The 3425-nt window shown below is 74.1% G+C and carries 5 protein-coding genes; all 5 read right to left on the bottom strand.

Going from position 1 to position 3425, the window contains the following annotated elements:
* The coding region (locus MZTS_RS24450) for a DUF3306 domain-containing protein (RefSeq protein ID WP_192285907.1) at nt 1-594 on the bottom strand (594 nt) is incomplete at its 3' end.
* Entirely contained in the window at nt 591-1097 is a 507-nt protein-coding gene (locus tag MZTS_RS24445) for a DUF3305 domain-containing protein (protein ID WP_009863073.1), read from the bottom strand. The genes MZTS_RS24445 and MZTS_RS24450, both read right to left, overlap by 4 nt.
* Before the next feature lie 8 nt (nt 1098-1105).
* The gene (locus MZTS_RS24440) at nt 1106-2116 is read right to left on the bottom strand and encodes a DUF6352 family protein (protein ID WP_192285905.1); all 1011 of its coding nucleotides are present in this window, start codon (nt 2114-2116) and stop codon (nt 1106-1108) included.
* Nucleotides 2113-2679: a DUF6505 family protein gene (locus tag MZTS_RS24435; protein WP_009864926.1), complete on the bottom strand. Its 567-nt coding sequence runs from the start codon at nt 2677-2679 to the stop codon at nt 2113-2115. The genes MZTS_RS24440 and MZTS_RS24435 overlap by 4 nt, the downstream gene beginning before the upstream one ends.
* A partial coding sequence (locus MZTS_RS24430; RefSeq protein ID WP_246482268.1) for a biotin/lipoate--protein ligase family protein occupies nt 2676-3425 on the bottom strand: 750 nt, incomplete at its 5' end. The genes MZTS_RS24435 and MZTS_RS24430, both read right to left, overlap by 4 nt.

Genomic DNA, 3425 nt, shown 5'->3' with positions numbered 1-3425 from the left:
GGCGGGTGGAGGCTGTGCCGCCTCCCCGTTCGCCGGGAGCGGCTCCGCTTCCGGGGCGGCCGTGGCGCCGGCTTCGGCTGGACGATCCGGGGGCGGCGCGTTCGACGCCTCGCCCTCCGTGAGCCTCTCTTCCTCGACCTTCGGGGGAACGCCCTCGACGATCCGCCTCAGCATCGCCGCGACGTCGTCGGTGGGCAGCAGCGGGCCCATGCCCGGCACGCCGCCCGGCATGTTCCAGTCATAGGCGTATTCCCGCGCCTCGCTGACGAAGTCGCGGATCGCCGGATCGAGCGACCACATCCGCCGCAGGGCGGCGTTGCGCAGGGCCGTCGGCACGCCGGCCTGCAGGAAATCCGACAGGCCGCTCTCCGCCGTCAGGGCATCGAGGGAGGGCAGCCGCGCGAGAAGGGCGTCCAGCTCCGGTGTCGACGCGGCCTCGGCACCGGCCTGCAGCGGGAGGACGCTCTCACCGGTCGCCTGCCCCGGCCCTGGCACCGCCTCCGGCCCGGCGCCCTCGGCCGGCGGTCCGGTCCGCTCGGCGGTGCGGACCGCCTCCTTGCGGCGCGCCCAGCGGGAGAGGAAGCCGTCGCTCATTCCGGCTTGCCCTGGCTTCCGGGGGTGCGCCGGGCCAGGGCCTCCGGGTCGGCGCGGTCGCGCTTGCGCTTCTCGAATGTGCGCTCGATGTGGAACGCCTCGAAGAAGGCCAGCAGCTTGGCCTGCACCTCCGGCGGCATCGGCACCGCCTCGACGATCTCGCCGATGCCCTCGGCCATCGATTCGCCCTCGTAGGGGTCCGCCGTCACGCTCGCGACCTCGTAGGTGTCCTCGGCGCGGCTGTGCAGCGTGACCCAGAGCGAGGGGCGCCCGGAGACGAGGTTGTCGCGGTAATGCGCGGTCTCGGCGATGTGCAGCCGGACCTCGTGGGCGCCGGCATAGAAGAGCGCCTCGTCCTCCGTCTCGGACAAGCGGGTCCAGGGCTCGGCCTGCGCGGCGGCGGGCAGGGCCGCGACCGGCAGCCAGGCATGGCTCGCCCAGGGGCCCTTCAGGCGGCGGCGCGCCACCAGGATGCCGACTTCGAAACGGTCTTCCGGCGTCATGCGCAACCTCACGCGGCGGCCCGGTCGGAGGCCAGCGGCAATCCGACAACGAGGTTCTGGGGTTTGAGCTGCACGGTCTTGTCCGGCGTCATGGCGAGCAGGAGATAGACCGGGCGCTCGCCCACCCGCGGATCGACGCGGGCGGGATCGGCGAAGGTGAGGCCGTAGACCGCGATCACCCGCTCGCGGGCGGCCTCGTCCAGGGTCTCGCCGCGCCAGAGCGTGTTGCCGATCCGCGTGCCCTCGGCATCGAGCCCGACGAACCAGCGCCAATCGGGATCCTCCAGCCGGTCGAGGGGCGTCACCGTCACCTCGGCATTGAGGAGATGGCGCACGAAGGCCTCGATCGCCCGCGCCAGCCCCTCGCGGCTGCGCGCGCTGGAGCCGAGATTGAGCGCCATGGAGAAGGCGTCGGAGCGGCTCCAATAGGTCCAGGCCGTCTCCTCGGTCAGCACGTCGAGCTCGCTCGCCGCCTCCTTGCCCAGCATCGCGACGAGGGGCGAGAGCGGCGCCCCGCCCTCGCGCGCCGCGATCACCTCGGCATCGGCGAGCAGCACCGCCCCTTCGTGCAGGCTGACCCGCTGCGGGCGGAAGAACAGTTCGGCGGCCCGCAGCACGAACGGGTCGTCGCAGCCGTCGAGGGCGTTGCGCAGGATCAGGTGGACGAGCTGGGTCAGGAACAGGCCCGGCACGCCCTGCAGGCCGCCCCGCACCAGGGCGAGATAGGCCGCCTCGACGGAGCGGGCGGCGAGCAGCCGGTCGCGGAAGGCGAGCATCACCTCCCAGTTCTCGCGGGCATCCGCGTCGGCGAGTCCCGCGATCTCCGCCGGGGAGACCGGCCGGCGCGGTGCGGCGAGGAGGCCGGCATGCAGCGCCCGCTCGGCGGCGCAGGCCTCCTCCGGCGGCACCAGTTCCGGCCGGGCGAGATAGGCGAGGATCAGCTCGTCGGTGACGGCGAGGCCGCCGCCCTCCGTGCGCTGCGTCAGGTGATGGCCGCTCGATACCCAGAACTCGGTCATGGTCTCCCCGTCCCGGTGGAGGCGCCGCTCACGAGGCCGACGAGGTCGGCCTGCTCCTCCGGCCCGTCCTCATCGGTCTCGACGAAGTGGAAGGCGCGCCCGTGCAGCGGGTCGGCGCCCGGTGGCCGCTGGTGCAGGGTGCGGAATTCCTCCGCGATCTCCCCGTCCCGCGCGCTGCGATGCATCGCGATGACGCTGCCGACCGGCAGGTTGCACAGGGAGGCGGCCACCGCGATCTCCTCCCGCGCGGCGGCGCGGGCGGCCTCGCGATCCGGCGCGCCGAAGCGTGCGTGGATGTGGCGGGCGAGATCCTCGACGGCCTCCTCCCGCTCCGCCTCGCTCGCCTCGCTGACCACCACGAGGGTGGAGAAGCCGAGGGAGCGCACGCCGACGAAGCCGGAGCGGAAGGCCGCCCTCTCCTTCCCCGCCAGGGCGGAGAGGTCGGCATCGAAAAACAGGAACGAGCCCGTCACCGCCCACTCGCCGGGCTCGGCGGCGGGCGCGAAGACGAAGGTGTCGGAGGGGTCGAGCCGGAGGGTGCGCGGCAGCTTGAGTGGGCTCACAGCCGCACCGTCCCGGTCACGGGGTCGCGCCAGCCGGGGGCGACCAGGGCCGGCAGCAGCCTCAGGGTCTCGCCGCGGCCCTCGGCATCGGTCAGCCGCGCATCCCCGGCCTCATCGACGCTCGCCCGCGTCCCCGGCGGCAGCACGAGGCGCGCCAGATAGCGCCCGGCCGAGCGGGTGAAGCCGTCCTCGCTCCAGATCTCGAAGGCCTTGGTGAGGTGGCGCGCGAAGCTCTCGACCAGGGGCTCGCGCAGCTCCGCCGGAAACCCCTCCTCCTCGAGCGAGGTCGAATCCGGCGTCAGGCCGGGATCCCCCGCCTCCCGCTTCGAGGCGATCAGCATCGCCGAGAACACGAGCCAGTCCGGCACGTCGCCCTCGGCGCAATCCTGCGGCCAGTGCAGGGCGCCGCCGCCGAGGCGGGCGCCGTTGAAGGTCAGGGTATCGGGCCAGAGGAAGCTCACCGGGATTTCCGGCGGCCCGAAGCTGCCGACCGCGTCGGCCAGGGCCTGCATGCCGACGAAGATGGCGCGGCGCGCGGTGGCGAGCGGCTCGGCCGGCGCCAGCACCACCGCGAAGGCGATCACGTCCTCGCGCTCCTCCACGAGCAGCGTGCCCGCCTCCACGTCGCCCGCCAAGGCGAGCCGGCAGGCCTGCCCGGCCGCATCCCCGGGCGCCGCGACGGTGAGCCCGGTGAAGGCCGGCGGCAGGAGCAGGGGGGCGGGACGGAGGCCGGACGGTCCGGCCTC

Source organism: Methylorubrum zatmanii, assembly GCF_014845115.1.
Taxonomy (GTDB): Bacteria; Pseudomonadota; Alphaproteobacteria; order Rhizobiales; family Beijerinckiaceae; genus Methylobacterium; species Methylobacterium zatmanii.
This window is presented reverse-complemented; position numbering and strand designations above follow the sequence as displayed.

What these genes read in the sequence shown, in the direction of transcription:
- MZTS_RS24445 (WP_009863073.1), bottom strand. Translation starts at nt 1,097, where the DNA reads ATGACGCCGGAAGACCGTTTCGAAGTCGGCATCCTGGTGGCGCGCCGC.
- MZTS_RS24440 (WP_192285905.1), bottom strand. Translation starts at nt 2,116, where the DNA reads ATGACCGAGTTCTGGGTATCGAGCGGCCATCACCTGACGCAGCGCACG.